18 protein-coding genes are annotated in these 24929 nt (G+C 27.9%); 9 read left to right on the top strand and 9 right to left on the bottom strand.

Annotation, left to right across the window (positions count from 1 at the left end; translation table 11 throughout):
* The first annotated feature begins 2 nt into the window (after positions 1–2).
* Positions 3–1187: an aspartate aminotransferase family protein gene (locus tag BTO18_RS03230; protein ID WP_105014847.1), complete on the top strand. Its 1185-nt coding sequence runs from the start codon at positions 3–5 to the stop codon at positions 1185–1187.
* A gap of 27 nt (positions 1188–1214) precedes the next feature.
* On the opposite strand, the gene guaB is transcribed toward BTO18_RS03230, so the two are convergent.
* The 6 genes from guaB to BTO18_RS03200 form a co-directional block, all read right to left on the bottom strand.
* Positions 1215–2690 carry an IMP dehydrogenase gene (gene guaB / locus BTO18_RS03225; protein ID WP_105014846.1) on the bottom strand — a complete coding sequence of 492 codons (1476 nt, stop codon included), beginning with the start codon at positions 2688–2690 and terminating at the stop codon, positions 1215–1217.
* Between the two features lie 98 nt (positions 2691–2788).
* A complete protein-coding gene (locus BTO18_RS03220) occupies positions 2789–3508 on the bottom strand; it encodes a hypothetical protein (protein WP_105014845.1) in 720 nt (239 codons plus the stop codon).
* Positions 3509–3589: 81 nt separating this feature from the next.
* Positions 3590–6016, bottom strand: coding sequence for a TonB-dependent receptor family protein (locus BTO18_RS03215; RefSeq protein ID WP_105014844.1), 2427 nt, complete (start codon positions 6014–6016; stop codon positions 3590–3592).
* 1 nt (position 6017) lies between these two features.
* Positions 6018–7442, bottom strand: coding sequence for an HTTM domain-containing protein (locus BTO18_RS03210; RefSeq protein WP_105014843.1), 1425 nt, complete (start codon positions 7440–7442; stop codon positions 6018–6020).
* Positions 7443–7513: 71 nt separating this feature from the next.
* Positions 7514–8617 carry an imelysin family protein gene (locus BTO18_RS03205; RefSeq protein ID WP_105014842.1) on the bottom strand — a complete coding sequence of 368 codons (1104 nt, stop codon included), beginning with the start codon at positions 8615–8617 and terminating at the stop codon, positions 7514–7516.
* An 88-nt stretch (positions 8618–8705) separates the two neighbouring features.
* Positions 8706–9893: a DUF4856 domain-containing protein gene (locus BTO18_RS03200; protein WP_105014841.1), complete on the bottom strand. Its 1188-nt coding sequence runs from the start codon at positions 9891–9893 to the stop codon at positions 8706–8708.
* Between the two features lie 674 nt (positions 9894–10567).
* Here BTO18_RS03200 and BTO18_RS03195 point away from each other — a divergent pair.
* Complete coding sequence (locus BTO18_RS03195; protein WP_105014840.1) at positions 10568–11086, top strand: hypothetical protein; 519 nt, start codon at positions 10568–10570, stop codon at positions 11084–11086.
* Between the two features lie 121 nt (positions 11087–11207).
* On the opposite strand, the gene msrA is transcribed toward BTO18_RS03195, so the two are convergent.
* Complete coding sequence (msrA, locus tag BTO18_RS03190; RefSeq protein ID WP_105014839.1) at positions 11208–11861, bottom strand: peptide-methionine (S)-S-oxide reductase MsrA; 654 nt, start codon at positions 11859–11861, stop codon at positions 11208–11210.
* 214 nt (positions 11862–12075) lie between these two features.
* On the opposite strand from msrA, the gene dnaX reads away from it, so the two are divergent.
* Positions 12076–13764, top strand: coding sequence for a DNA polymerase III subunit gamma/tau (dnaX, locus tag BTO18_RS03185; protein WP_105014838.1), 1689 nt, complete (start codon positions 12076–12078; stop codon positions 13762–13764).
* On the opposite strand, the gene BTO18_RS03180 is transcribed toward dnaX, so the two are convergent.
* Positions 13765–15624 carry a cation:proton antiporter gene (locus BTO18_RS03180; RefSeq protein WP_105014837.1) on the bottom strand — a complete coding sequence of 620 codons (1860 nt, stop codon included), beginning with the start codon at positions 15622–15624 and terminating at the stop codon, positions 13765–13767.
* 94 nt (positions 15625–15718) lie between these two features.
* On the opposite strand from BTO18_RS03180, the gene BTO18_RS03175 reads away from it, so the two are divergent.
* A complete protein-coding gene (locus BTO18_RS03175; protein ID WP_105014836.1) occupies positions 15719–16300 on the top strand; it encodes a MiaE family protein in 582 nt (193 codons plus the stop codon).
* 164 nt (positions 16301–16464) lie between these two features.
* Positions 16465–16896 carry a DUF4268 domain-containing protein gene (locus BTO18_RS03170; RefSeq protein ID WP_105014835.1) on the top strand — a complete coding sequence of 144 codons (432 nt, stop codon included), beginning with the start codon at positions 16465–16467 and terminating at the stop codon, positions 16894–16896.
* A 198-nt stretch (positions 16897–17094) separates the two neighbouring features.
* Here the strand turns inward: BTO18_RS03170 and BTO18_RS03165 are convergent, their stop codons facing one another.
* A complete protein-coding gene (locus BTO18_RS03165; protein ID WP_105014834.1) occupies positions 17095–17433 on the bottom strand; it encodes a DUF4870 domain-containing protein in 339 nt (112 codons plus the stop codon).
* A gap of 200 nt (positions 17434–17633) precedes the next feature.
* Here BTO18_RS03165 and BTO18_RS03160 point away from each other — a divergent pair, with 200 nt between their 5' ends.
* The 4 genes from BTO18_RS03160 to BTO18_RS03145 all read left to right on the top strand — a co-directional run bounded on the left by BTO18_RS03160 (position 17634) and on the right by BTO18_RS03145 (position 24832).
* On the top strand, positions 17634–18134 hold the full coding sequence (locus BTO18_RS03160; protein ID WP_105014833.1) for a Dps family protein: 501 nt from the start codon (positions 17634–17636) through the stop codon (positions 18132–18134).
* Positions 18135–18188: 54 nt separating this feature from the next.
* A complete protein-coding gene (locus BTO18_RS03155; protein ID WP_105014832.1) occupies positions 18189–19070 on the top strand; it encodes a mechanosensitive ion channel family protein in 882 nt (293 codons plus the stop codon).
* 88 nt (positions 19071–19158) lie between these two features.
* The gene (gene mnmE / locus BTO18_RS03150; protein ID WP_105014831.1) at positions 19159–20547 is read left to right on the top strand and encodes a tRNA uridine-5-carboxymethylaminomethyl(34) synthesis GTPase MnmE; all 1389 of its coding nucleotides are present in this window, start codon (positions 19159–19161) and stop codon (positions 20545–20547) included.
* Between the two features lie 19 nt (positions 20548–20566).
* Positions 20567–24832 carry an NACHT domain-containing protein gene (locus BTO18_RS03145; protein ID WP_105014830.1) on the top strand — a complete coding sequence of 1422 codons (4266 nt, stop codon included), beginning with the start codon at positions 20567–20569 and terminating at the stop codon, positions 24830–24832.
* The last annotated feature ends 97 nt before the right edge of the window (positions 24833–24929 follow it).

Genomic DNA, 24929 nt, shown 5'->3' with positions numbered 1-24929 from the left:
GCGTGAAGTCAGATTTTTTTAAATATCAAGCACAAACTTCTCCTTACCCACTTGCCATAGAAATTTCTCATGCAGATGGGACTTATATTTATGACACTGCAGGTAAAAAATATCTAGATTTTGTTGCTGGTGTTTCTGCAAATAGTTTAGGTCATAATCATCCAAAAGTTTCAAAAGCAATTAAAAATCAAGTTGATAGATACAGTCATGTGATGGTTTATGGCGAGTTTATTCAACAACCACAAGTTGAACTCTGTAAATTATTAGCAACTACTTTGCCTAAAGAATTATCATCTGTTTATCTAACAAATTCAGGTACAGAAGCTACTGAAGGAGCTTTAAAACTAGCCAAAAGAGTAACCAAAAGAGCAGAAATAATTGCTGCAAAAAATTCTTATCATGGTAATACTATGGGTGCAATGTCTGTTTCTGGTGCAGAACAGCAAAACAGGGCTTTTAGACCTTTAATTCCTGGTACGAAATTTATCGAATTTAACTGTGAATTTTGTTTACAAAAAATTACCACAAACACTGCTGCTGTAATTTTAGAAACCATACAAGGTGGTGCTGGGTTTATTGAACCTAAAAATAATTATTTAGCTAAAGTAAAAAAACGTTGTGAAGAAGTTGGAACGTTATTAATTTTGGACGAAATACAAACAGGTATTGGAAGAACAGGTACTTTTTGGGGTTTTGAAAATTATAATGTAACTCCAGATATTTTGATAACTGGTAAAGGTTTAGGAGGTGGAATGCCAATTGGTGCATTTATTGCATCTTATAACAATATGAGTTTATTAAAAGATAATCCGAAACTTGGTCATATTTCTACATTTGCAGGACATCCTGTTATTGCTGCAGCTGCAAATGCAACATTAAAAGAAATTTTAAGTACTAATTTAATTTTTGAAAGTTTACGAAAAGAAAAATTAATCAAAAAACATCTAAAACATTCTGCTATTAAAGAAATCAGAGGAAAAGGGTTAATGTTAGCTGTAATAGTTGACACTCCTGAACTTGCTGCTAAAATTATTCATAGATGTTTAGAAAAGGGTATAATCTTATTTTTTTTACTTTTTGAGGCAAAAGCAATACGAATTACACCTCCTTTAACAATTACTGATAAAGAAATTAGTGAAGGTTGCAAGATTATTTTAGAAAGTATTGAAGAATTAATTCAAAAATAATAAAGAGAAAAAATATAGAAATAAACTTTATCTCCTACTATAATTTGGTGCTTCTTTAGTAATGGCCACATCATGTGGGTGACTTTCATTTATTCCACTAGCTGTAATTCTTACGAATTTTCCAGTTTCTTTTAAAGTTTCAATATCTTTAGAACCACAATAGCCCATTCCTGCTCGTAAACCTCCAATAAACTGATGAATGCTTTCAAACAATTCACCTTTGTAAGGCACACGTCCTACAATTCCTTCTGGTACTAACTTTTTAATATCATCTTCTACATCTTGAAAATACCTGTCTTTAGATCCTTGTTTCATGGCTTCTACAGAACCCATACCTCTATAAGATTTAAATTTTCTACCTTCGTAAATAATAGTTTCTCCTGGAGATTCTTTTGTACCTGCTAATAAAGAGCCCAACATTACAGAATCTGCACCAGCAGCTATTGCTTTAGGTATATCACCTGTATAGCGTATTCCACCATCAGCAATTACAGGAACACCACTGCCTTTTATTGCATTTGCAACTTCTAAAACAGCAGAAAATTGAGGAAAACCAACACCTGCTACAACTCTTGTTGTACATATAGAGCCAGGACCAATACCAACTTTAACTGCATCTGCACCAGCATTTACTAAAAATTTAGCAGCTTCTGGAGTTGCAATATTACCTACTACAACATCTAAATTAGGAAATTTACTTTTTATTTGTTGTAATACTTTAACAACACCTTCTGTATGACCGTGTGCTGTATCAATAATCACAGCATCAACACCAGCATTTACTAATGCTTCTGCTCTTTCTACAGCATCACCAGTAACTCCTAGTGCTGCAGCTACTCGTAACCTACCATAGGAATCTTTATTTGCAATCGGTTTTTGTGTAACCTTTGTAATATCTCTAAAAGTAATTAATCCTTTTAGTTTATAGTCTTTATCAACTATTAATAGTTTTTCAATTTTATTTTCTTGTAGAATGGCTTCTGCATCTTTTAGAGAAGTACCAACATCTGCAGTAATTAAGTTTTCACTTGTCATTACTTCTACTATAGGTCTGTTATTTTCGTGCTCAAAGCGTAAATCTCTGTTAGTTACAATACCTTCTAGTTTCCCTTCTTTATCAACTACAGGAATTCCTCCTATACTATGTTCTCTCATATTATTCTTTGCATCTGCAACAACAGCTGTTAATGGTAACGTAACTGGATCTAAAATCATACCACTTTCAGCACGTTTCACTTTTCTAACTTCTTGTGCTTGTTGTGCAATGGTCATATTTTTATGAAGCACACCTATGCCTCCTTCTCTAGCCATAGCAATAGCTAAAGCAGATTCTGTTACAGTATCCATAGCTGCAGACACAATAGGTACGTTTATAGTAATATTTCTAGTAAATTTTGTTTGGATATTTACTTTTCTTGGAAGTACTTTAGAAAAGGCTGGAACTAAAAGAACATCATCATAAGTTAGCCCTTCTCCTAGAATTTTATTTTCGTGTGAAACCATCTTGCAATTAAAATTTAATTGCAGGCAAATTTACAACTAATAAATGATATTATAGCTTGTAATACGTTTAATTTGATGTAAATATGATATTTAAAGTATTATCGTATTTTATCATATTGACTCTGCCAGGAATATTCACTGAAATTTTTACCAGAACTACCAAAGAAAATAAAGAACATGCCTGCAACACCCTTAAAATAAAACATAAATAACATTAACAAGTAACCAAAATTAGGTTCTCTATTAAAAAAGAGCGGATATGAAATTGCAGTACATAAAATACTTAAAATTGCTAGGGCAAAACCTAATGTTTCAACATTTTTAAACGCCCAAAATTTAAATTTTCTTAAAGGGTGTAAGTCTGTTCCCCATTTGTGAATTAAGTGATAATAACCATTTCCCATAGGTGCGAATAATAAAGGATCATCTGCCTTCTTTTGCTTAAAAGCCTCATAAGGTGCAACTATTTTAAAATTACATAAAGTTGTGTTATGTAAACTTTCAACCATATGAATTTTAGTAATTAATTCTTCTGGATATGGATTAATAAAATTTGCTGAATCTAAAAAACGAAGTCTGTAATCTGCACATATTCTTTTTATCTGACTAATATGGAATATGGCATTTGCATCAATCTTATCAATATTAAAAACATTAAATGCTTCGTTATTTTTTGAGTTAAGTTTAAGAATTGTTTCATTTCTTTTAGCATCTACTTTATTTAAGAGATACTTGTAATTTTCTAAAAGTTTATCAGCAGAAAAAGTTTTTTTTCTTACTTTTTGTAATTTGTTAAGTACATCAATCTTTTGTAACATTATTATACTTTTTTATAAAAATACGACTTAAATATATTTTTGTAAAATATCACTTAAAAAATCTTCTTATTTAAAATGATTTTAAATTTTAACCTCTAGTGTTAAATAATAGTTTTTAGGAGCAGAAGGTATAATACCTGGGCCTGGGTAACCAGAAGCTCTTCTTGTAAAATAAATAGTATTTAAAAGGTTGTTTACACCACCTTCAAGCTTTAAAAATTTGTATTTGTAAGAAGCTGATAAATCTAAAATATCATAAGCTGGTATTGGACCTCTAACTGCATTCGAAGCATCTGAAGTTGTTGAATTTGAAGCATCATTAAATTGCTCTGATAAATAGCTATATTGTGCACTAATTAAAAAATTATCATAACCAAAACGAATGCCTGTTTTAAAATTCACATCTGGCACAAACTCTACTTTTTTACCTACTATACCATTTTGAATAGATTCAGTATATTCTGAATTTATAAATGAAGTATTAAAAAACACATTCAACACATAATTGTTGTTCATTTCTAAAATTCCTTTTAAGTTAAAATCTATTAAAGATTCTATACCTAATATTCTTGCTTTACCAACATTGGTTCTTAATAATCCTACATTATTTACTGGTGGAATTGTTGTAAATACATCCCCAATTCTATTATTATAGAATAGTGCAAATAAATTGGCATCATAAGAAATATTTTTATTGATGTTACCTCTTGTTCCAAAATCTGCTGTAAAGCCTTTTTCATCTTCTAAATTTACATCAACTGCATTAGAAGGATTTATAATATTTACATCAGAAAACGTAATGGATCTATAGTTTTGTGAAACATTAGCATAAAATTCAAGAGACTTGTTATTTTTATAGCTAAAACCAATGCCAAATAAGGCAAAAGATCTCTCTTTAGTGATATCATCATCATCAATAACAGTGCCTATAGGGTTACCTGCTCCATCAAAATTAGTACGTTTACGAGTACCATTACTACCTGTATTAATGTATTCAAATCGAAAACCTGGTGTTATTGAAAATTTATCGTTTATGTAGAAAATATTTTCTCCAAAAACAGCAATATTTTCATTGGGGTTCTCAAAATCTGATTGAAAACGATAGTTTGGGAATTGACTCGAGGCTTTTGTAAAGTTAGCATCAGAACCATCAGTACCTGGTCCTTGAAATGAAGCATTTGAAGCCCTATAATACTTGCTACCAATCAAATAAGTAGCTTTTATACCTAAAAATTTATAGTTGTTTACAAATCGTGCTTCAAATCCGAAGTTGTTAAAATCTCCAATAATTAAGTCTCTTGCACCAAAATCATCATTAGTTGCCACTCTAACTACTCTAAAACCAACTGCTTTTCTTGAAGCATTTAATCCAAAGAAATTAAAACTAAATGTTGCATCTTTAGTAATTTTATAATTGTATTTTAAGTTATATAGTAACCAATTTACTTTAAACCAATTTCTAGTTCTATTGCTCTGAAATGGGTTTTGAGAAAACATTTCATCAGTTAAGCCTCCTGCTTGTTGTGCCAAATAATTTAAATAAGTTACTTCTAAAATTAACTTGTTTTTGGCATCAAAATCATATCCTAAATGTAAAAAAGCATTTTTAGAATCGAATTGTGAATTTGGTCTAAAACCATCTCCTGTTTTATAATTAAAATATGCATAATAACTCAATTTATTTTTTGTACCACTTAAACTGGTAAAATTGGTATATAAACCAAAACTGCCTGCTGTATTTCTAGTAATTATTTCTAATTCTTTATTTGCATTTGGTTGTTTCATCACAAAATTAATGAGACCTCCAAATTGAGTTCCATATTGTAATGAAGCAGCTCCTCTAACAATTTGAATTTCTTGTAAACCTTCTGCTGCTGGTGTATAATAGCTTTCTGGATAACCTAAAACATCAGCACTTATGTCATATAAATTTTGACGTGTGTTAAAATTAGATGTTCTATTTGGGTCAAGTCCTCTACCTCCAATGTTGAGTTGTAAACCTGCATCATCATTTTCAAAAATATTTAAACCTGCAACTTGATTATAAATCTGTCTTGCATTATTAGTAGCTAAATTTGCAGTAGATTGATTTACCAAAACAACTTCCGTTTTTTTACCTGCATAAATAGATGTACCTTCTACATCTTTCAATCGTTTTAATTCAAAAACTCTTTGTTTTCTTGACTTTATTTGAATTTCAGACAACTCCTCTTCAAAACCTTCTAACGTAATTGTTACATTTTGATAATTGGTTTTGTTTAATTTAATATTTTTAATTCTATAACTTTCTGAATAAACTATTATAGTTATACGCTCTTTTTTTGTAGTAAAAGTAAACTTACCTGTTATTAAAGTCTCTGTTAAAAACCTTCCATTTTCACTATATAATTGCACTTTATTCAATGGTTTTTTGTCATTATCAACGACAATACCACTAACCGTAAATTGACTGTAAATCGATGAGTTTAATAGTAAAAATAGTATAGTAATTTGTGTTTGAAACTTCATTTTAAATTCCTTTTATTTTTATTTCTGATGAAAACGGAAGTATCCAGTTTTTATGTTTAAAAGATTCCCTTTCTTGATACAAATTAATTTTTGGGTTAATGAATTTAGTACTCATCCTTCCATTTAAAGCCACATAACTTTCTGCATAAACTTCCACATTTTTATGTCCTTGACTTGTAAAATGATCTCCTAAATAATGAGCATACTCTAATATAAAATCGGGTTGAAAACTCATTTGTTTTTCTTGAAATGAGGTTAAAAAATCTTTATTATCTACCATAAAAGATTTTCCTGTTTTACCATCAACAATTTTAAAAGTAGTATAGCCTGCTTTTTCCATCAACATAACTCTCCAAGAAAAACGATACCCTTGTTCTGTCCAAAACAGTTCTCCTGGATATGCTAAATATCGCCAAGGAAATAGAAGTTGGATTGTGAAGAATATTACTATGATTGGAAATATGAGTTGTTTTTTTGATTTTGAAAAGTTGTAGTTTGAAGTTCTCAATACAATTTTTCGTGCCTCAAAATCACTCGAACTGACATTGAGGTTTCTCCATTTCAGTCGAAATGACAAGTGTGATAAAAATTTTTGCAGAAATGAGATTATTTTCTGGTGAAAATTAGCATCAAAAAATATTAAGGTTGCTACAATCATGATGTAAGGAAACATTCCTATAGGAAATAGCACTCTTGTAAAAATATGGAAGAAAACTACTAATACAAAAGCAAAGATTCTTGTTCGTTTATAAAGCAATAAAAAAGGAATTGTTAAATCGTACAACATGCCTCCCCAACTCATGGCAAAGTGAAACCACTCTTGTTGCATAAAGTTGTTGCCAATTAATGGTAAGTCGTATTTAGAAGGCAACCAAATCTTTAAAGGTTGAGCTCTAAACAACCAATCTGAATTTAATTTTGCCAATCCTGCATAAAAATAAACAATTCCTAACAATAACTTTATACTATCAATTGTCCATTTAGGTACGTTTTGATAACTTCTTTTCTTTACATAGCTATCAATAGAAAAATAGACATTTGCTGGTAGAAAAATCATTAAAAAACTCAAAACACTGATAAAATAATAATGATTTAAATACGTGGTTTTATCCATCAATTCTATATAGGTAAAAGATAGAAAAAAAGTAATTATTGCAAGTCTATATTTGTAACCTACTGCCACAAATAGAGTTGCTATACCACAAACTATAAAGAGTACATAAGTAAAATCTCCTATAGGTTTTACCCATTCAAAACCATAATAAGAAAAATGAAATTTTGGGGCTAAATACAATTCTTCAATCCAACCATTTGCCCAAAAACGAACAATGCTAGCAAACATCAATAAACCAAAAAAAATCCTAAAAACTGCTAAAGGTGCAACATTAGTTTGCTGATTTAAATATTTTTTAATGTAGTTTTTCATCTAAAAACAAAAGATATTTTTCATGGTTATGAAAAATATCTTTGTAACTTTTTATCTATTTTTTTTCGGAATTAATCTCCATCTGCATCAATAAATACAATTTGTATATCTAGAGCAGAAGCCATATCAACTTTTAACAAAACAACAGCTTTTTGAAGTTCATCATAAGCTCTAGTCATTTTAGAATTATCATCAATTATTTGCTGATTAAAATTATTATTTAAGGTTTGAATTTCAGCTTTTGCAGCAAATAATTGACTGGTAATTGCAGTAGCCAAATCTTTTCTATCTAATGCTTCTAAATATTGTTCAAAACTTAATCCGGTTGCAGTTACATTTCCTTTATATTTTCCTTGAAAAAGACTAATAAAAGCATTTAAACTTTCTAGAGCCAACTCTTTAGAGATATCTTTTTTGTAAAATGCTTCAACTTTTTCTGGCAAAGTAGTAGAAGAAAAAACACCTGCAGGTATTCCAAATTTATTTGCTCTTAATTTTCTTTCATAATACTCTATGTAATCATTCAAAAATTTATTTAAAGAACTTGTTGCAGTATTTGAGGTGCTAGCAATAAATTCACTTCTAAAAGAAGACCAACCTGTAACCACTTGTTCAGTTAGACTATTCATTTGGTTTAAAACATCTAAAAGATATTTTTTATAATTTGTTGCATTGGTATCCGTAGTATATTTTGATAAAATTTCAGTATCAGAATTTGCAACACCATAAAGTAAATAATCTAAAGCAGGAAAACCTTGTTCATCATGATAATTGTCATTATCTAAATTGTAAGTACCAGAAGAAATATTGGATTCTAAATCTACACTAGACAATGGATAAATATTCATAAAAAATGAATAATTCAACTCTTCTGCTTTTCCAATATTAAACATTTCAATATTCTGCCAATCTATATAAGCATTTACATAAAATGTTCTCAATGTCTCTAAATTGGTTTGATTTGGAGTAGTTGCAAAAGTATCTCCAGCTAATTTTAAAGCAACCATTTGATTTTTGAAACTTTCGTATGATGGGTTGATAATGTTATCAGCAATATGCGTTAGCATCGCTCCTCTATTAAAATTATCTATAATTCCTGTTTCACCTTCATCTGTTGAATTACAAGCAATTATTACTATCGAAATTATAAAAAGTATTCCAATTTTTTTTAACATCTTATTTCTATTTATTCTAAATAAAGATACAAAAGTAGTGAAAACGTTTAAAAAAACGTCTTTCACTACTCGAAATTTTTAAAAAATTTCAGCTTCCAGCTTGATCTACAGTAAAGTTAAATTTTGCTGCAATTGATGTTGAAATTTGATCTAAAGTAGTTGTAGAAACATCCCAAAAACCATTTCCAGTCATTAATGTGCTTATAAATCCTTCTACTTCAGATTTTGAAAAATATGGAGCAGTTAAATCTGATTTTCTTGTGAATTGCAGGCTATAAATAAACCCAAATCCTTCTGATAAATCATGAAAAGCAGCACCTTTATTATTAGCTAAAGAGCTTTTTGCTTGTTGTAAATAGTATACAGCTCTAATACCAATAATTTCAGAAACTTTTTCTCTAATAATTGCAGTTTGTGCATCTCTAGTTGTATAATCTTTAGCCACAATTGCTGCTCTACCTAATTTGAATGCATTATAAATATCTGTTGCAATTCCTGCAAAATCGCCATCTCCTTCCACTCTACTTAAATATTTATTTAAAAAATCATCTGTATTTAAAACTGGTGAGGTTGCATCTGGTTCATTACCATATAAATATCCAAAAGCTTCATCCCACTTATGCTCCATATTTGTATAGTTTTGTCCACTTGCAACTGTTTCTGCATCATTATCTGCTCTATTAGAACCTGCATCTAAAACTGCTGGGCTTAAATAATTATTAAGCATCTGATCTGTCATCAAAGCTCCAATTAACCCTTTATTAATAGCTTGGTTTAGTTCTAAACCTTTTGCATTTACATATCTTATAGAACCACCACCAGCTTCTTGAATTTTACCTGCTGTTCCAGCAGCTGCATCAGTATTCCAATTTGGAAAAACTTCATTTACTTGCGCAGCTATCCAAGAATCAAATTCAGCTTTTATGGCAGTAGCATCTGTAGTATTTGCTGAAAAGAAATCTGAAGAAGCAGCAGTTTTGCTTCTAAGGCTTTTTGAAGAAGCATTCAAAGCTGGATCAGTAAAATTATTATCTCCTGCTGAATGTGCAAATTTTGCATTTAAACTTGCTACTGTTTCTAAAGTTTGTTTTAAAGCATCATTCAGTTCATTACCCATTTGAATTCTTGTAGTCTGTCCACTATAACTTACTGTGGTACTTCCATTTCTTTCGAAAGAATACGAACCTGGTGCTTGAGTTGTTGGTGTATCATTATCATTACTGCTACAAGAAAATAATGTTGTTACAACCGCTAATGATAGAATTACTTTTTTCATTTTTATTTAGATTAATTTAAAATAACTATTTAATTTTCCGCAAATATACAACTCATGTTTAGTTAAACAAATATTATTTAGATTAATTTTAAATAATATTTTATACAAAACTTAAATAACTTGAGTTCGATATAACTTTTCTAATTATTATAGGCAATTTATTTAATTGACAATTAGATTATTGTCATTTCGAACAAAACGTAGTGGAGTTGAGAAATCTCAAAATTAGTATAAGATTTCTCCATTTCAGTCGAAATGACAACAATCTCATATAACAAAATTTTTATCTAACTAATGAACAGTACTTTTTAATTCGAACTCAAGTTAAATAAGATAAAATGGAATATTATTAAATAGTATTATTCTATTTGAAACAACTTATACAGCCTTTAGAGTAACAGAAGGTTTAAAATCTAGTCATTATTTTTGTTGCTTAAGTAGGCTTTCAATATCAGTTTTAATATTCTAAAAAGAGTGGTTTAACTATTGACATTCTAATAAAAAAAAAACGAACTTCGTTAACTTCTGATATAAGTTTAAAATGACATCATATCAGAAGTTGTCCACAATAAAAAATAAAAAACTTCAAACAGAATTTAAGGAATAAACCAACCCTATTTTTAATAATAGGAATTTTTGTTTTATTTATTGGTATTCCATTTGGAATTTATGGATTGACATTAAATGGAGGTGCAAGTTTAGGTGGAGTTTTAGTTTTATTCGGAGTTTTTATTTGCATTCCATTTTTAGTACTTGACCGAATTTTAGTTAATAAAATAAAACCTACTAAACTCTCAATTTATGAATTGATTTTTTCAGGAATTGTACTGACAATTTATTTATCTGACAATAAAAAACTTTATGTTGACCTAACTGAATATAAAGATGAATACTTCGTTGTAATTTATAAGGGTGGGAATTTAAAAAACTCTGAATTGAATTGGAGTTTTCCATTTAATAAAAATGCTGAATTGAATAAAAATTCTATAATTATTCCAACAGAATATAAGGAGAATTATCAAATTAAACTTAAAACACCAAGAGAGTGGAAAGGTTGGAGAATGAATCCAGACAGAATCAATGAAGTTAGCTTGAAAATATACTCGAATAATAAAACTAAACTGAATCAAAAAGAAATTGATTCATTAGCAAAAGTGGTAATAATTACTGTGGGCATCAACGTGTATAATTAATGACTAATTATCGCCTAAATACGAAAATCCTTGCGGACTTTCTATCTGTGATTTATTTGCTAACTTTAGTGCTTAACCACGCAACAAACCATACACAAAAACGCTAGCTAAAGTAAATATTTTAATACTTTTCTTCTTCCTTTAATAACTCTGGAAATTTAGCTTTAAATCGATTTAATCTAGGTATGGAAACAGCTTTTACATAACCTTGGTTAGGGTTTCTTTTTTCAAAATCTTGGTGGTATTCTTCAGCTTTATAAAACTTGGTATGTTTAGTAACTTCTGTAACAATTTTATTATTGTAAATTTCCTTATTTAGTTTGGCAATTTTATTTTCTATTATTTTCTTTTCAGCATCATTCGAATAAAAAGCAATAGATCTATATTGAGTTCCATAATCTGGATGCTGACCATTTTTAGTAGTTGGGTCATGAGAACCAAAAAAAACATCTACAAGTGTAGCAAAACTAACCACTTTGGGGTTGTAATACACAGCTACAGTTTCTGAATGACCTGTTTTTCCTGTTCCTATGGTTTGGTATGTTGGGTTTTTGGTAAACCCACCTGCATAACCAGAAACAGCCTCCTCTACTCCTTTTACACTTTCAAAAATTGCTTCTACACACCAAAAACAACCACTAGCAAAATAGGCAATTTTTGTTTCATTAGAAGGTTTGTAAATGGTATTATTATTTGATTCTACTTGTGTATTTGCATAACAAGACAATAAGGACATTAAAAAAATAACAATAAGAGATACTCTAATAAATTTCATAAATTTTGTTTTTCTGTTATAATTTGTGCCAAGAAAATAAAACTCCTTGGTACAAATTTCTGAACTTTTAATCCGATAAAAAACACGAATTACTATTTTTGTCGAAATTAATTCAAACTTTTTACAATTGTTTACAACTTTAGCATTTTGTTAAGAAAGCTAGTTGTACATAATCTGTGAGATAGCTATTTTTGTTTAAATATTTAAAAGTACTATGGAGCATTTTATAGTTTCTGCACGCAAATATCGTCCTCAAAATTTTGAGGATGTTGTTGGGCAACAAGCTATAACAAATACGCTCGAAAATGCTATTAAAAGTAACCATTTAGCACAAGCATTATTATTTACTGGGCCTAGAGGTGTAGGTAAAACTTCTTGTGCTAGAATATTGGCTAAAAAAATTAATCAACAAGATGGTAATACTTCTGAAGATGAAGATTTTGCTTTTAATATTTTTGAGCTTGATGCAGCTTCTAACAATTCCGTTGATGATATAAGAAGCTTAACAGATCAAGTACGTATTCCACCACAAGTTGGTAATTATAAAGTGTATATCATAGATGAAGTACACATGCTATCTCAAGCCGCATTTAATGCTTTTTTAAAAACGTTAGAAGAACCACCTGCACATGCAATTTTTATATTAGCAACAACTGAAAAGCATAAGATAATTCCGACGATTTTATCTCGTTGTCAAATTTTCGATTTTAAAAGAATTGGAGTTTTAGATGCTAAAAACTATCTAAAAGTAATTTGCGAGAGAGAAAATATAACTGCAGAAGATGATGCTTTACACATTATTGCTCAAAAAGCTGATGGCGCAATGCGTGATGCATTGTCTATTTTTGATAGAGTTGTTAGTTTTTCAGGTAAAAATCTAACTAGAGAAGCAGTAACAGAAAATCTTAATGTGTTAGATTACGATACGTATTTTAACATGACAGATCTATTGTTGAACAATAAAATACCTGATGTATTAAACGCTTACAATGTTATTTTAGGAAAAGGTTTTGAAGGACATCATTTTATAAACGGATTAGCAAGTCATTTTAGAGATTTATTAGTTGCAAAAGATAAAGTTACTTTAGATTTATTGGAAGTTGGCGATAGTGACAAAAAGAAGTATTTAGAGCAAGCTACAAAAGCTAGTGTTCCTTTTTTAATGCAAGCCATTAACAAAGCTAATGATTGTGATTTGAATTATAGAACTAGCAAAAATCAACGATTATTAGTTGAACTTACACTAATGCAAATTGCCTCTATCACTTTTGATGGAGAAAAAAAAAAGCCAGCTAATTACATAATTCCTGCTACTTTTTTCCAAGCTTTATCTCCAACAGCAAAACAGGTTGAAAAAATTATTGCTAAAAAAATAGAAGTAAAAGAGCCTCTTGCTGTTGAAGAACCAAAACCCAAGTTAAAAAAACCAGTTTTAAAATTTGTTGAAAAACGTTCTTCTTCCCTGTCACTAAAGAGTGTACATCAAAAAAAGGAAGTTAAAAAAACTGATATTGAAGAGAATTTTGACAACCATCCAAAAGATGATTTTACAGAACAAAAATTACAACAAATTTGGAAAGATTATGCTACTCTTTTAAATAAAAAAGGAGAAAGAAGTATGGCTTCTATTGTAGCTACTGATGTACCAAAACTTGAGGGTAAATTTGCTATCAACTTTACAGTACCTAATAAATTGATGCAAGACCAATTTAAACGAGGAAGACCAAAATTATTACAGTTTTTAAGAGAAAAATTAAATAATTACGGAATTGATATTCATGTAAATTTAAACGAAACTATTGAAAAAAAGTTTGCTTACACAAATCAAGAAAAATTTAATAAACTTAAAGAAAAGAATCCTCTTTTAGAAAAGTTGAGACAGACCTTTGAGTTAGATTTATAATTAATTATTATCTGTGCTTTCTACTATCTCTTCTTTAAAATCAGCTTGCATTACTTTACCTAGATATGATAAAGTGATGTCTTTTTTATCAAAATTTTCTCTTTCAAACTCGGTAACTAAATAGATCCCTTTTTTATTTTCAACAAAAAGTGGTATCGATTTTTCTTCTTTAGACAGTATATTTAAAAAGTTATTATACTCACTCTCTGTTTTTAAATCAATCTCATGTATTGTAGGATCTTCTCTAAATGCTTCACTTAAATTGATAAAATCGTCTTGTGGTGTAAAAAAACTTTTCCTTTCTTCATCAGTTGCATTAATAACTTCTATTGATGATGCCAATCTATAGGCTCCATGCTCTCCAAAAATGTTAGAAAAACTTGTTAATGCATATTTATTTACTGCATCATTACCTGTTAAAGCTACTAAATAACCAACATCATTTAACTCGATATTGTCTCTTAACTCATCATCATAAATATTTACATTTAAAGCCTCTAAATCATCATCTTCAGCTTGTTCAATAAACTTTTTATTAGAATCTATTAATACTACACGTTTTCCTTTATCTCTTAAATATGAGGCAATCAGCCTAGATGGTTTAGATGCACCTACAAATAAAATACCATTAGAACTTTTAAGAAAAACTCCAACTAATTTTGCAAATAATCTTGCTGTAGTAGCATTTAAAAGTACAGTTCCTAAAACAATCATAAATACAAGAGGAGTTATATACTCTGCACCTTCAACACCTTGTTTTAGTAATTTACTACCAAATAGTGACGCAATACCTGCAGCAACAATACCTCTTGGTCCAACCCAACTTATAAAAATTTTTTCATTCAGTTTTAATTTAGAATTCATAGTACTTGCAAAAACAGCTAAAGGCCTTATAACAAATACAACAATTGCAAATAAAATAGCAGTTTTCCATGTGTATAGGAGCATTAAATCTTTCATGTTTATATTTGCAGCTAATAAAATAAACAGAATAGAAATTAATAAAACGCTTAAAGATTCTTTAAAATATAGTAATTCTTTGAGGTTTTTTAGTTTTCCATTTCCTAAAACCATTCCCATTACTACAACAGCTAAAAGACCAGATTCATGTGCAAAGACTTCAGATTCAACAAAAACTAATAATACAGTTGATAATGAAACTACATTCAATAAATAATGTGGAATCATTTTTTTATTGATAGCATAAGCCAAAGCATGCGCAAAAGTAAAACCAAAGGTAGTTCCAAATAGTAGTATTTTACCAAACTCAATTAGAGCGGTTTTGGTAAAACCTCCTCCACCTCCTACACTAATAAACTCAAAAACTAATACAGCAACTAATGCACCAATTGGATCTATTAAAATACCTTCCCATTTTAAAACGGTAGAGATATCTTTTTTTAGTGGAATATTCCTTAAAATTGGTGTAATTACTGTTGGGCCTGTAACAATTATTAAGCCAGCAAATAAGAAAGAAAGATCCCAACCTAAATTAAAAAAATAATGAGCAACAATACCAGAACCAAAAAATGTAATTGCTGCTCCTAACGTTATAAGCTTTGTAATTACTGGCCCAACATTTTTAATCTCATTTCTTTTTAAGGTTAAGCCTCCTTCAAAAAGAATGATACTTATGGCTAAAGAAACAAAATAATACAAGCTTTCTCCTGGAAATAATCCTTTTTTACCATCCCAAACTGGTTCTATCCATTTTGAGCCATCATCTGTAATGTAAGTTGCTGCAATTGGCCCAACTAACAAACCAATTAGAATTAAAGGTAATATTGCAGGAATTTTAAATTTCCATGCAAACCACTGTGCCAATATTCCTAAAATAATTATTCCTGCTAACTCTATCATGTTTTTTATCTAAACAACTAATTTAAAAAAAAACCAAGGAGTAACAAGTTTCTTTACATAAAATAATGTTTAAATTTGTAATATAAATTATAACATGTTAGGCTTACAATTCGAAACGGAAACTTCTTGGGCAGATATTGCCAAAGTAAATTTGCAACAAATATTAACAGATCATGCCTTTTTAGAGCAAAAAGCGGCTTCTAATGCTGTATCTATAATTATCAATTATTCTGAAGAAACAGAATTAGTTAAAGAAATGAGCAATATAGCTATTGAAGAAATGCAACATTTTAAAATGGTACATTTATTAATGGTTAAAAGAGGAATGGTTTTAGGCCGTGAACAAAAAAATGACTATGCTGTAAGATTACAAAAATTCTTTCCTAAAACAAAAGATAGAACTAATGCCTTAATTCAAAGATTATTGGTTGCTGCTTTAATTGAAGCTAGAAGTTGTGAGCGTTTTAAGGTATTTTCTGAAAATATGGAAGATGAGGAATTGCAAAAATTCTATAAAAACTTGATGATTTCTGAAGCTAACCATTATACTACTTTCTTACAATTTGCCAGACAATATCAAGATAGAGCTATTGTTGATGAAAAATGGAATGCCTTATTGGCTTTTGAAGCTGAAATGATGAAAGAAAGAGGAACTTTGGCTAAAATTCATGGATAAATGCCCATCTTAATCTTCTCAATGGGAAGAAACTCTGACTTATAAAAACAACTGAAATAAGTTATTTTCATCATTATATTATCACATGAAATATAATTTATGAATCAAAGTAATTGTTAGTCCGAGTTTATGGAGAAATCTCAACTTTGAAACTTATAAATTAAATGTTCTCTAAAGAAGAAGCTGCACAATTACGAAAATTATTTTGGACAAGTTTTGGAAAATCTTTTCCGAGAAAATGGTTGTTGTACAATACCAAAATAAAAGGTTTGGCTTTTAAATTTGTAGCAGATCGAAAAAAAGCAATGGTTTGTTTAGATATTGAAACTACAGATGAAATTGCAAATCTTTTATATTTTGATCAATTACTTTCTTTAAAAACACTTTTAGAACAAGAACTTCCTGAAGTTATTTTTGATGATTCTCATGAATTGAATAACGGAAAAACTATTCATAGAATTTATGTGCCTTTTAAGGGTAAATTCAGCATTCATAATAAAAATACTTGGCGAGATTGTTATGAATTCTTTGTAACTAAAATGTCAAAATTTGAGCTTTTTTACTATGAGTATGAAGATATTATTAAAAATATTTAAGCGTTTTTCTTAAGCTATTCATTTGCAAATATGCCTGCGTTAAGGATTGTAGCATTTGTTTGAGCTCTTTTGTGAAGATATGAGCAAAAAGCGAGTGCGCAAAGCCTGACTTTATAACAGAATGCTTTCTGTATAAAGTAACGCCCACAAAAAAATCGCCCTGAAAAAGGCGACTTTATAAATTGCTAAAATTATATATTATTTTATAAAAGTAATTGAAAAAGGATAGTTAGGTTCTTCATTATTACTTGCTTTTATTGCATTTGTAATTGGAAATATTAAATAAAAGAAGCCTAAAATTATTAAACCAATTGCACCTAAACCTAACAATAGTATTAATGGTATACATAATAACACATATATAAACATAGATATTCTAAAATTTAGAATTGCTTTTCCATGCTCATCCATATCTCTTATTTCATCTTTTTTTATAAGCCATAAAATTAATGGCACTACAAAACCTCCAATACCTGATACAAAATCTAATAATTGACTTAAATGTGTTAATACTAATAGTTGTTTGTTTTCTTTCATGTTTAAATTTCTTTACATCTATATGTAGTTAGAACACACTTTTTGTTACAAAAAAATACAAAAAACAGAGAAAATAAAATAACAACTAAATGATAGTCAATTAATTAAAAAATTAATCTATATGAGTTAACATCTCATTTATTTGAGCAAATAAGAACTGTGGTTTGATTGTAATTTTGTTTCAAACTTAAAAAACAATTATGAATTATTTAAATATAGACAATCAAAAAATATTGCCAGTAGTAACAGAATTAAATGTTTTGCTTGCAGATTATCATGTATACTATCAAAAATTAAGAAACTTTCACTGGAATATTCTTGGAAAAAACTTTTTCGATTTGCACAAGAAATTTGAAGAAATTTACAATGATACTAGAGTAAAAATTGATGAAGTTGCTGAACGAATTGTAACATTACAATATCACCCAATTAGTAAATTATCTGATTATATTGAAATTTCTAAAATTAAAGAATCTACACCTTTATTGACCGACCAAGAAATGGTAGAAGAAATTATTGAAGATCATAGAATTCTATTACAACAACTTAACAAAATTGTAGACAGAGCTAATAAATGTAAAGATGAGGGTACTATTGATATGATGGGTGCTTACATTAGAGAATTAGAAAAAACTACTTGGATGCTTAATGCTTGGTCTAAAGATACTAAAGACGAGTTAAATTCGACTTTTGTTAGATAATTGATTTAAATATTAGCTAACATAAAATTATAACCAATCATTTAAACATTAATCATGGAAAAAATATTAGATAAATTAGAATTATGGAAAGATATTTTCATAAAGAATATTCCAAATATTACAATAGCATTAGTTGTACTTATTGTTGCCTATTTTAGTTCTAGGTACATGAGTAACCTAGTGAATAGAGCTATTGGAGGAAAAATCAAACAAAAATCTGTTAGAAATTTAGTATCAAGAATTGCATCTGCAGTTATATTTTTATTAGGTTTATATTTTGCAATGACCATTTTAAAATTTGATGATACATTAAAAACGATAGTTTCTGCTGCTGGTGTTTCTGGTATTGTTGTAGGTTTAGCTTTACAAGGTACCTTATCTAATACCATATCTGGTGTTGTATTGTCATTTAGAAAGAACTTAAATATTGGTAACTGGGTAGAAACAAACGATTATGCAGGTGAAGTTATAGATATTAACTTAAATTATTTTGTAATTAAAGAGGCTGATAACAACATGGTTGTTATTCCTAACAAAATGATTTTAGAAAGTCCTTTTAAAAACTACTCTTTAACTACAAAAATGAGAATTGCAATTGAATGTGGAGTTGAATATGGTGCAGATTTAGAAAAAGTAGAAAAACTGACAAAAGAAACGATTACCAATAATTTTAATCAAAAGAAATTAGAAAAAGAAGTGGAATTCTATTATACAGAATTTGGTGACAGTTCTATTAACTTTCTATGTAGATTTTGGGTTGATTCAGAAAATGCTTTAGAAAAATTGAAAGCAAAAAGTAATGCTATTGTAAAGATAAAACAAGCTTTTGATGCAGCAGGCATAAACATACCATTCCCAATGAGAACTTTGGAATTTGTAGATGACAATAAATTGAATATCAAGGAAATTGCTAAACAAAAAGTAAGTGCTAATTAAAGAAAAAAATACCTCTAGTCTAAAAAGCTCAATACATATGTGTTGAGCTTTTTTATTTTCTGATAAAATCTTTGCGTATTTTTGTATAATGATTAAAAACGATACTATTATTGCTTTGGCTACTCCTTCTGGTGTTGGTGCAATTGCTGTGATAAGACTTTCTGGAGAAAACGCAATTTCTATTGTTGATACTTTTTTTAAATCAGTAAAAAAAGATAAATCATTATTGAATCAAAAAACACATACCATTCATTTAGGGCATATTGTACATAATAATATTATTTTAGATGAAGTTCTAGTTTCCGTTTTTAAAAATCCAAATTCTTATACAGGAGAAAATGTAGTTGAAATTTCTTGTCATGGATCTAGCTTTATACAGCAAGAAATTATTCAACTGTTTTTACAAAATGGTTGCAGAATGGCTGATAATGGCGAATTTACAATGCGTGCTTTTTTGAATGGTAAAATGGATTTATCTCAAGCAGAAGCTGTTGCTGATGTTATTGCTTCTAATTCTGCTGCAAGTCACCAAATGGCAATTCAGCAAATGCGTGGAGGAATTACCAATGAATTAAAAGAATTGCGTTCAAAATTGTTAGATTTTGCTGCTTTAATAGAGTTAGAACTCGATTTTTCTGGAGAAGATGTTGAATTTGCAGATAGAACACAGTTTAAAAATCTAGTGACAAAAATTACGTTTGTTTTAAAACGTTTAATAGACTCTTTCTCTTTTGGAAATGCTATGAAAAACGGAATTCCTGTGGCTATTATTGGTGAGCCTAATGTTGGAAAATCTACTTTATTAAATGCACTTTTAAATGAAGAAAAAGCCATAGTTTCTGATATTGCTGGGACAACTAGAGATGCTATTGAAGATGAAATTATTATAGAAGGAGTTGCGTTTCGATTTATAGATACTGCAGGAATTAGAGAAACTAAAGATGTAGTAGAATCAATTGGAATTAAAAAAGCTTATGAAAAAGCTGAAAATGCACAATTGATTATTTTCTTAATAGATGCTAGAATAGAAAAAAAAGAAAAAAGAGAGAAAGAAATTACTATAATAAAAGAGCGTTTTCCAAATAAAAGACTTTTGGTAATTGCTAATAAAGTAGATTTAATTTCTGCTGAAGAAATCACTACTCTACAATCAGAAATTGAGAATTTAATTCCTTTATCAGCAAAAAATAAAACAGGAATTGAGGAATTAAAAAACGAATTAACTGCTTTAGTGAATATTGGTGCTTTAAGTAATAACGAAACGATTGTTACCAATTCGCGTCATTTTGAGGCTTTAAATAATGCCTTAAAAGCAATAACATCAGTTCAACAAGGAATTGATTTAGAAATTTCTACAGATTTATTTTCGATTGATATTCGTGAATGTTTACGTCATCTAGGAGCTATAACTGGAGATTATGATGTAGATAAGGATATTTTAGGTCATATTTTTTCTAATTTTTGTATCGGGAAGTAAGTAATATGTTGTTATAAAAATGAGAAATGATGGAAAAAATTTAGAAATTCAAGTAAAATATTTATTTAAAAAAATATTTGAAGAAATAGGTTTTTATGTTCATAAAACAAGAATACAAAAGGCTGGGACACAAGATGGGTTTGATGATGAATTTAAAATTATAGATGAATTTTATAGAACATATAATATCTATATTGAATGTAAAGACTACACAACTAAACCAAATTATTCTGAAGCTATTACTAAAATTCCACAAATTATATCTTCTTATAATCCAGACATATTAATTTTTGTATCACCTCACAAACCATTTGGAAACCCTTTTAACGATAGTCGATTAGAAAATTTTTACACTAATTTTAAAACACCAATTGAATTTTTAACACCTGATAATGACATAGAAAAATTTATAGCTTTAGACAAAAAATTATATCAAGACATTTATAAAAAAGAAGCTCCTTTTGAAGTTAATAGAATACAAATTTTAGAAGACTTCAAAAAGTTTATTTTCTCTACTAAACCTTTGAAAAAAGTCATTATAAGAGATTCTGACAGAGAGCAATTTATAACAAATATTCAAGAACTTCAATTTTATATTTCAAGAAATTTTTATTTGCCTGAAAATTCTGAAAGCTTTAATAAAAATGAAATTTATTTCCAAAACTCTATTTTAGATTTAGATAAATTAGTATTTAATCTTACTAAAATTAATCCAAAAAATGAAAATAAAATTATAAATGGTTTGGTTATTCTTGGTAATCCTGGAATGGGTAAATCTGTTGAACTAAAAGAATTAGCAATTAGATATTGGAATGATAGAGATAATTTAAAATGGATTCCATTTTATAGAAATGTAAGTAATTTTACTTCTGACTGTAAATTACAAGACCACTTACCTAATGAATGGGAAAACATCCCTCAATTACTTATAATTTTAGATGGATTAGATGAAGTTTCTTTTGCCCAGAATTTTAGAACAAAACTTGAAAAATTTATTTTAGATAGTAAATCTAAAAATCAAAATATAAAATTTATTATTAGCTGTAGAACTAATATATATCAAAATACAATTAAAAATATCGAGAGTTTCAAATGTTATATACTAGATAAAATAAAGTTTAGCGAAGCTTTTAACTATTTAGAAAAGAAATTCAAGTTTAAATCAGATAATTATACAAACTTAACTCTTAATAAATCGCAAAAAGAATTTTTCGAAATTCCATATTTTTTAAATCTATTTGGAGATTACTATTCAAAAAATAATATTCTACCTTCTAATAAATCTGATTTATTTGAAAAATATATTCAAAAACGACTGAATGATGATGATTTGAGATTAAAAGAAACTGTATTTGACAAATCAATAGTCTTGAGTTCTTGTAAAAAAATAGCACTCATTCTGGAAGCTATGCAAGAAAATGAAATAAAAGATGGTTATTTAAATTTAATATTAGGTAACAACAAACAAGATTTTATAAACTCTTGTTTCATTCAAAAAGTTTTTAATAGTAATAGTTGGGAGTTTGAACATAGAAGTTTACAAGAATTTTTAGTAGCAAAAACACTTTCTACTCTTTCTTTTAATGATATAATAAGTTTTATAAGCATAGATGAAGAGACAAGTAATACTCATCCTTCTTGGTTTAATTCAATAACATACCTAATAAACGTATTAGATGAAAAATCAGAGTTGTATGCACATGTTATAGATTGGCTTATTCAAAACGATTATGAAATTTTATTAAAAGCAGATACAGACAGAATAACAGATAGCATCAAGGCTATAGTTTTTCAAAAGTATTTTACAAAAAGGTGTATTAAAGATAATTTATGGATTTCTAAATATGGTATCGAAGCAAAAGAATTGGCAACTTTTGCAAATTGTCATGTAAATATTGATTTTCTAATAAATCAATCTAAAAATATTAATAATCATAGAAGAGCAAGGATATCCGCTATAAATGTGATTTCTAATATGACACTAAATTATAAAATTGATGAAATTAAGTTGATGATGTTAGAAATGCTGACAGAACCAATTGAAATAGTTGATTCAAGATTTAAATCTGATATTATTTATGCAATTAAGGAATTGAAATTTCATAGTGATGAAAACTACATCAGAGAAGTTATTAAAGCTTTAGATAGTAATGACCATCATTTTGTCACAGGAGCAATTTTACAACTTATAAAAGAATCTAATGCTGACAACTTTTTTCACTACTTGCAATCTTTAACTCCAAAAATTATTGATGCAAACAAAAGAAAATTTCCTAAAAATGATAATTTTAGTACTTACACTGAAGAAGACAATTTTAAAGAAATTCTCAAAAAATTTAATAATCCAGAACATTTAGTTTATTCATTAAAAACATTCTTAAAATTAGAGTACAACTATAAATTAGATTTAAAAAAAGAAGAAATTGAAAGTATTATTAATAAATTAAATAACCTGCAAAAAAAAGATTCATCAGTTTATGATTTAATGATAAAATTTATTGTGAGTAGTATTGATGATAAAAGTTTAACATTAATGAATGAAGCAGTTATTTTGACTTTTATTCATAATTGTAATAAAGCTGATGAAGCTTTTAAAACCATTCTGAATACAGATACAAACAAATCAAAAAAATTAAGTTTTAGCGACAAAAGGCATTTTCTTTCTGAATTAGCTTCTGAAAATAATATAGATTTAATCCTTAATGAATTTCAATCTGGAAATATTGATAGAAAAAATGTATTATATTTTAGAAATAATTTAATTCATAAAGATTATGATTTAGCTTTTAAATTTCAAAAATTAATACTTGACAACACTGATTTAAATTTTGATGATGACCAATTAGATTATAATATAAGAAATGATTGGGCTGAATTTCACAAAACCAGTTTATCTGAAAGTTTTGATTTGTTATTTAATCAAAAAGTCATAATTGAAAAAGCTAAAGATTACTTTAGTTTAATATCTGATAAAATCATTACTTGGAAAAATAATTTAGAAGATAGAAAATCTTATTACGATAATGTAAAGTTACGAAAAAAGTTTCCAGATACTTTTATGAATTTAATTCATAATACTTTATTAAATAATAATGGGAAAGCTAATCTAGATGATGTTTTACTAAATGTCAACAACGAATTATATTTAATCACTAAAATTTATGAAAAATTAAAATCTGATAAGAAGGAATCAATTATCCTAACAAAACGTCAAATAGAACATATTTCTCGTTGGTGTTTTGAAAACATAGATAAGGTTACTTTTAATGAATACTCAAATAAGAATGATAATAATAGGAATAAATGTGAATTATTATGGTTTTTTAGAAATTATTTGGATTTAAGTTTTTCAGAAAATCAATTATTAGAAATGCTTTTCATTGATGGTTCAATGTTTATGAATGATGAAGACTTTGGATATGATTATATAATTAAAAATGTTGAAAAAAAACTATTAGATGAAAGAATAATTGATAACTTAAAAAATAAAAATATTACGCCAATAATTTTTAAAAATCACGCAATTTATGCTTTAAAAAATGGACTTGATGAAGTAAATGATATAATAAAAAAATTCATATCCACAATTAAAGAATATAGTTGGTATTACAGAAAAGAAATTCTTTATGTATATTTTGAAAAAACAAATGATATCGCTTTCTTAAAAAGTTTATTCAAACCTCACGAAACTAAAGAACATTCTGATGATTTATCTTGGATAGCAATTCAGTTACTAATGGACAGCCAAGAATACAACTTTGTTGCAAATACTTTAAATGAGTTTTATAAAAACAATACTATTAAAAGCAGAGAATTAACAATAATTAAATATTTAATTATTAGTAATCACGATGATGCCTTTAAAATATTATATAATTGGATAATAAATAATATTTCTGAATTTAAAAGCGAAGTCAATTATGGTCTTTCAAGTTCTGACTGGAAAACACACAATAATATAAAATCAATACCCTATTTGATAGATTTAATAAAATTATCAAATGGTAATAAATATAATTTTAGAGAAATAAGTTCTCCTGAACGTTTAGCTATTGATGTTCTAAATAACATCAGTAAAACTTCAGATTATAAAACAAGTGAGATAATTCTTAAAGAACTAATAGAATGTAAGGAACTCTTTGAAAAGAATAACAATACAGAATTATTTTACATAAATACAATGATTAATAATACAAAAGAGGTTTTAGTGAAACATAAATCTAAACCAATGAGATTTGATGATATTGCTTATAAAATAGATTCTAAAAAGTATTTGATATTATGAGTAACTAGTATTTTTTAATTAAAATCACTTAAAAAATAGTTGTAATTTTATCCAATAAACAACAACTAAAAGAAAAGTAAATTGTACTGCTTTAGTA

The organism is Polaribacter porphyrae, assembly GCF_002954685.1.
GTDB lineage: Bacteria > Bacteroidota > Bacteroidia > Flavobacteriales > Flavobacteriaceae > Polaribacter > Polaribacter porphyrae.
This window is presented reverse-complemented; position numbering and strand designations above follow the sequence as displayed.

Coding starts and splice junctions, on each gene's coding strand:
- guaB (WP_105014846.1), bottom strand. CDS start 2,690: ATGGTTTCACACGAAAATAAAATTCTAGGAGAAGGGCTAACTTATGAT.
- BTO18_RS03220 (WP_105014845.1), bottom strand. CDS start 3,508: ATGTTACAAAAGATTGATGTACTTAACAAATTACAAAAAGTAAGAAAA.
- BTO18_RS03215 (WP_105014844.1), bottom strand. CDS start 6,016: ATGAAGTTTCAAACACAAATTACTATACTATTTTTACTATTAAACTCA.
- BTO18_RS03210 (WP_105014843.1), bottom strand. CDS start 7,442: ATGAAAAACTACATTAAAAAATATTTAAATCAGCAAACTAATGTTGCA.
- BTO18_RS03205 (WP_105014842.1), bottom strand. CDS start 8,617: ATGTTAAAAAAAATTGGAATACTTTTTATAATTTCGATAGTAATAATT.
- BTO18_RS03200 (WP_105014841.1), bottom strand. CDS start 9,893: ATGAAAAAAGTAATTCTATCATTAGCGGTTGTAACAACATTATTTTCT.
- msrA (WP_105014839.1), bottom strand. CDS start 11,861: ATGAAATTTATTAGAGTATCTCTTATTGTTATTTTTTTAATGTCCTTA.
- dnaX (WP_105014838.1), top strand. CDS start 12,076: ATGGAGCATTTTATAGTTTCTGCACGCAAATATCGTCCTCAAAATTTT.
- BTO18_RS03180 (WP_105014837.1), bottom strand. CDS start 15,624: ATGATAGAGTTAGCAGGAATAATTATTTTAGGAATATTGGCACAGTGG.
- BTO18_RS03175 (WP_105014836.1), top strand. CDS start 15,719: ATGTTAGGCTTACAATTCGAAACGGAAACTTCTTGGGCAGATATTGCC.
- BTO18_RS03170 (WP_105014835.1), top strand. CDS start 16,465: ATGTTCTCTAAAGAAGAAGCTGCACAATTACGAAAATTATTTTGGACA.
- BTO18_RS03165 (WP_105014834.1), bottom strand. CDS start 17,433: ATGAAAGAAAACAAACAACTATTAGTATTAACACATTTAAGTCAATTA.
- BTO18_RS03160 (WP_105014833.1), top strand. CDS start 17,634: ATGAATTATTTAAATATAGACAATCAAAAAATATTGCCAGTAGTAACA.
- BTO18_RS03155 (WP_105014832.1), top strand. CDS start 18,189: ATGGAAAAAATATTAGATAAATTAGAATTATGGAAAGATATTTTCATA.
- mnmE (WP_105014831.1), top strand. CDS start 19,159: ATGATTAAAAACGATACTATTATTGCTTTGGCTACTCCTTCTGGTGTT.
- BTO18_RS03145 (WP_105014830.1), top strand. CDS start 20,567: ATGAGAAATGATGGAAAAAATTTAGAAATTCAAGTAAAATATTTATTT.